This is a genomic window from Actinoplanes sp. NPDC049802 (assembly GCF_040656595.1).
In the GTDB taxonomy this organism is placed as follows: Bacteria; Actinomycetota; Actinomycetes; order Mycobacteriales; family Micromonosporaceae; genus Actinoplanes.
This window is the reverse complement of sequence record NZ_JBFAMR010000156.1, coordinates 1-4,891: the sequence shown is the minus strand read 5'-3', so window position 1 is coordinate 4,891 and position 4,891 is coordinate 1. Positions and strand designations below refer to the sequence as shown.

Sequence of the window (4,891 nt, the reverse complement as noted above, 5' to 3'; positions counted from 1 at the left end):
CCGTCGCCGTACAGGTACAGCTCGCCGGTGTCGATGTCGGCGGTGACGTCGGTGTGCCCATCCCGCAGAACCAGCGCCCCGTCCATGCCCGGCACGGCGTGCGGGTCCACGCCGACGGCGAACGTGAAGGTCTGCTCGCCCATCGGCAGCGGCTTGCTGTCGGCGGACACCGCCAGCTCCGCGCGCAGCGTGAGCCGGTAGACACCGGGTTCGGTGAACGCCCAGCTCATGTGGGTGTGCGCGTCCGGCGGCAAATTCATGGTGTCGTCGCGGTAGCCGTTGGCCGGATCGAAGCCGTCACCGGAGTCGAAGGCGATGTCGGGGTTGCCGAACGACTCGGTCAGGTACGCGGACAGGCGGCCAGGGCCCTCCACCTTCGTGGCGGACAGGCGCACGTCAGAGGAACGGTTGACGCCGTCGGCTGCCCCTGACCCACGGGCGCGCATGCCGAGCCAGATGGTGTCGAGGGAGACGTCCTCGACGAGCGGGATGATCTCGGCGGCGTATTTGGTGGCGGCTTCGGCGAGGGAGATCTGCCGGACACCGTCGGGCAGGTTGGCGTCCAGGGTTTTGATGACGCTCTGCGCTTCGAGCAGCAGATAGTTGCTGAAGGCCACGTCGGCGTAGACGATGTTGCGCACGTCGCGCAGCGTCGGCTCGTAGGCGTGGGCATCGGCGTTGTCCGGGACGATCGAGTCGACCAGAACACGGTCGCCGCCGACGTTGCGGACCAGGTCGGCCAGGATGCCGGTGGTGGTGACCACCTGGACGCGGCCGTCGGTGCCGGACAGGGTGGTCGGCGGCGCGCAACCGGTCACGGCGCCGAGCAGCAGGGTGGCGGCGAGCAGGCGTTTCATGGGTCTCCGGATACGGTGGGCGGTGGGTCCGCTCCACTTGCACTGGAGCGGACCCACCTCGATCACGGCAGGACGGTGAAGGTGAACGCCTTCACCCCGGTGGTCACCGTTGCTCCGGTGCTGATCAGCTTGCCGGTCACCTCGAAGTCGAGGGTGTAGGTGCCGGCCGCGGTGAAGCCCCAGTTGGCGTGGGTGTGTGCGTTGTAGGTGACGTTCCGGGTGTCGGGCAGGCCGTTGGAGGAGTCGAACAGCCTGGTGGGGGTGCCGGCCGAGACGGTGTAGACGCTGACGTGGCCGGGTCCGGTGAAGCTGTTGAGCCGGAATGTCACCGAGTTGCTCTGGAAGACTCCGGACGGGACCTCGGCGGTGTTCCAGCCGGCCCAGAGCAGGCCGCTGGTGTTGCCCTGTGGCAGCACCCACGCGGTGGCGCCGGGGCTGCCGAGGAACGACCAGTTGCCGCCGCTCGGGACGGTGATCTTCGCGGCCGCCGGGACCTGGAAGATCACGTCGGCCGGGTTGCGCTCGGTGACCTGGTCGTTGACGGCCAGCGTGAGCTCTCCGGCGGTGTAGTCGACGTCGAGGACGTCGACGTGGCCGCTGGTGAGGGTGACGGTGGCGGCCTGGGCCGGTACGGCGGCCGCGACCACCAGGCTCACCGCGGCGGCGAGGACGGCGGCGGCCCTCACGGCTGGACCACGAACTTGTAGAGGGCCGGCTCGGAGGTGACGGTCTCGCCGGTGGCGGCCAGCGTGGCCGTCGCCCTGATCTTGACGAGGTAGACGCCGGCCTTCTGGAACGCCCAGCTGGCGTGCTGGTGCGTGCCGGTCGCGAGCGGCAGCGCGTCGGGTAGGCCGTCACCGCTGTTGACCAGCACGTTCGGGGTGCCGACGGCGTTCTCGGTGAAGACGGCGACGCGGCCGGCGCCGGTGACCTTCTCGAACCTCAGCGTGACCGTGTCGGCGGCGAAGACGCCGTTCTCGATCTCCTCGGTGGCGATGCCGGGCCAGAGCAGCTCCTCGTTCGGGATCTCCGGCAGGATCCAGACCGGCTTGCCCGCGACACCGAGGAAGCCGAACGAGGGGTCGGCCGGGACGGTGGTCTTCGCGGCCTTCTTGACCAGGAAGACCACGTCGTCGACCGCGCGCTCGACGGTCTCGTCGTGGACGCCGATCTCGAGGACGCCGTCCTCATGGGCGAGGTCGACCACATCGACGTGCCCGGCGCTCAGGACCACGGTGTCGGTGGCCTGGGCGGGCACGGCGGCGCCGAGCAGGACGGCGGCGAGGATGCCGCTGCCGAGCAGGAGGCGAAGCGGTTTACGCAAGGGAATTCTCCTTGGATGGGTCCGGCGTCCGATCGCCGGGCAGATTAGATGCTAATGGTTTTCATTTTCATTTGGAAGGGTCGAGAGTGGACACGTGACCCGGCTCGCTTCGGCGTCTCCTGGCGAGCACGACGACGGCCGTGCCCGCGATGAGCAGCAGCGCTCCACCGCCGGCGATCGACATGACGTCCGTGCCGGTCTTGGCGAGGTCCCCGCCGTCGTTGTCGTCGGTGGCCGATCCGCCACCGCCGTCCTGACCTGAGCCGGCACCGTCGCCGGTACTGGCCGAGTCGCCGACGGCAACGGTGAGGGTCCTGGTGTCCGACACGCTCTTGCCGCCGGTCGTGGTGGCGGTCATGTCCACGGTGAGCTTGTAGATCCCGGCCTTGGTGAAGGCCCAGTTGCCGTGCGCGTGGGTGTTGGGCGCGATGGCGAGCCGCTGCGGGAGCGACTTCGCCGAGTCGAAGATCACTTCGGGTGTGCCGAACGAGCCGGTCAGGAACAGCTTGAACCGGCCGGGCCCGCTGACCTGCTTCAGGCGCCAGGTGACGTTGCCCTTGGTGCCCTTGACCACGGACTCGTGCTGGGTGTTCCACCCGGGCCAGACGATGCCGGCCTGCTGGGACTGCGGGAGCAGGTACACCTTGTCGCCGGCCTTGCCGAGGAACGCGTACCCGGCGCCGGAGGGCACGTCGATCAGAGCCTTGTCGGTGACCTTGAGCGTGACGTCAGCGAGTTCCCGCCAGGTTGGGGGAGTGGTGCTGTCGTCCTTGAGCCGGATCGTCAGCTTGCCACCGTCGAGCACCGGGCCCATGTCGACGTGCCCGTCGACGATGATCTTCCTACCGGTGGCGGTGGGGGCCGAGGTCGCCGCCGCCGCGGCCTTCCCCGCGGTGGTGGACTCACCGGCCGTCGTGGTGGCGGTGGCGGCCTGCTCCACCGGGACGGCCTGGACTCCGGCGGGTACCGACACGGTGTAGACGGCCTCGTCCCGAAGCGTCCTGGCGCCGGTGCCCGAGGTCGCCCGCAGCGTCACCCGGTACTCCCCGGCGGCGTCGAACAGCCAGACGACGCCGCCCACCCGCTTTCCGGCCGGCAGCCGGGTGCTGCGCCGACCGTCACTGTCGAGCAGCAGCGTGGGCCGGCCCCACTCCGACAGCGTGTACGCGGCGAAGGCGCCGGGACCCTCGACCGAGGCGAGCTCCAGCGTCACCTCGCCCTGGGCGATCGCGGTGGTGTCGAAGGTGGAGAACGGCGAGCCGTCCTGCAACGACCACACCGGCGCGCCGGGCCGGCCGAGGAACGCGAACGCCGGATCGCCGGGGACCACCCCGACCGGCGCTCCCGAAGCGGTGAACCGGATCTTCCGCGGATCGGTGACGGTCTGACCGACGCTGCGGAAGCTCAGCCGTAGTTCACCGGCCTCGACGGAGAGCGCGACCAGGTCGGCGCCGTCGGCAGGGGCGCCCGCGACCGCCGGCAGGCCCGCGGTCAAGGCCATCGCGACCGCCGTGGTGACGACGGCGACGGTCTTGTGCAGACGGTGGGTCATCGGGTTCCTTCCTTCCCGAGGTTCGCGGTCGCCTGCTCGCGTCCCCGTCTCTCGGCGGCGGCCAGGGCCGCTCGCAGGCGGCGGGTGCGGCGGCGGCGGGCGAACAGCCAGGCGGTGAGCAGGGCGGCGGCGAGGGCGATGAGGATCAGTTGCGGCCACGGAACGAGCCAGAGGACGTGCCGGAAGATCGCGCGGACCGGTGCCGGATCGATGGCGCGGCCGTCGGCGGGCGCGGGCAGAATGTCGAGGGTCAGCTGCTCGCGGAACAGCGGTGGCACCGTGTTCAGCGTGACGGTGCTGGTCAGCGAGCCGCCGGGCAGGACCTCCGGGATCACGGCCGCCGTGGTGGTCCGGGCGCCGAGACCGAACGGGCCGTCGATGCGGGCCGACGGGGCGCCGCCGAGGCGTACGTTGCCGGTGTTGGCGACGGTGAAGGTGACAGTGACGCGCGGCAGGTCCAGCGGGTTCCAGGACGTCGCGGCCGTGATCTTGACGTCGGTCACGGTGAGCGACGGCTGCAACGGTCCGGTGACCCGCAGGTAGACGCGGCTGCCGACCCGGTGATCGACGGAGACCCTGTTGCCGGTGGTGTCGGTGCTGTCGGCCACCAGGGAGGCGACGACACCTGCCGCATGGTCACCGGGCGTGGCGTTGACCGGAACGGTGAGAGTGAACGGCACGACGACCCGCGACGACGCCGGCAGCGTGACCTGCTGCCGGCCGAGTGTGATCCACAGGCCCGCGCCGGTGGACGTGGCGCTGCCGGCGCGCAGGTCGAAGCCACCACCGGCGGTGGTGAACGCGTCGTGGGCATAGAGACGCAGGGTCAGCGGCTGCTTGGAATGGTTGGTGACGGCGACGTGGTCGGTGACGGTGGCGCCCGGGTCCAGTTTGTAGTCCAGGGCCGGTCGTCCGTTCGGTCCTTTCGGACCCGACGGCGACACCGACCAGGTCAGTGAGCCGTCACCGGGAGCGGCCTGGACCGGCGCGGGCAGGGCGAGGGCGGCCAGAGCCAGGACGACTGCGGCGATGCGGGTACGCATGACGGGGTCTTTCGTTCGACCGGGGGTCGCGGGGCGGCCGGACAGGGGGTCGGAGGCGAACAGGTGCTCCAGACGGATCTGTGCGCCCATGATATCTGCGATGAGCTGCTCTTTC

Annotated in this window: 5 protein-coding genes; all 5 read right to left on the bottom strand. The window is 70.5% G+C overall.

Translation table 11 applies throughout. The features are described 5' to 3' along the window. The coding region (locus AB0I88_RS40915; protein WP_361037634.1) for an anchored repeat ABC transporter, substrate-binding protein at window positions 1-857 on the bottom strand (857 nt) is incomplete at its 3' end. 62 nt (window positions 858-919) lie between these two features. Further along, window positions 920-1,543: a choice-of-anchor M domain-containing protein gene (locus AB0I88_RS40910; RefSeq protein ID WP_361037632.1), complete on the bottom strand. Its 624-nt coding sequence runs from the start codon at window positions 1,541-1,543 to the stop codon at window positions 920-922. After that, window positions 1,540-2,181 carry a choice-of-anchor M domain-containing protein gene (locus tag AB0I88_RS40905; RefSeq protein ID WP_361037630.1) on the bottom strand — a complete coding sequence of 214 codons (642 nt, stop codon included), beginning with the start codon at window positions 2,179-2,181 and terminating at the stop codon, window positions 1,540-1,542. The genes AB0I88_RS40910 and AB0I88_RS40905 overlap by 4 nt, the downstream gene beginning before the upstream one ends. A 67-nt stretch (window positions 2,182-2,248) precedes the next feature. Beyond that, entirely contained in the window at window positions 2,249-3,733 is a 1,485-nt protein-coding gene (locus AB0I88_RS40900) for a TIGR03773 family transporter-associated surface protein (RefSeq protein WP_361037628.1), read from the bottom strand. Next, a partial coding sequence (locus tag AB0I88_RS40895) for a DUF916 domain-containing protein (RefSeq protein WP_361037626.1) occupies window positions 3,730-4,891 on the bottom strand: 1,162 nt, incomplete at its 5' end. The genes AB0I88_RS40895 and AB0I88_RS40900, both read right to left, overlap by 4 nt.

Bases quoted from the DNA above. Each gene is read 5' to 3' on its own strand.
- AB0I88_RS40900 (WP_361037628.1), bottom strand. From the start codon at position 3,733: ATGACCCACCGTCTGCACAAGACCGTCGCCGTCGTCACCACGGCGGTC.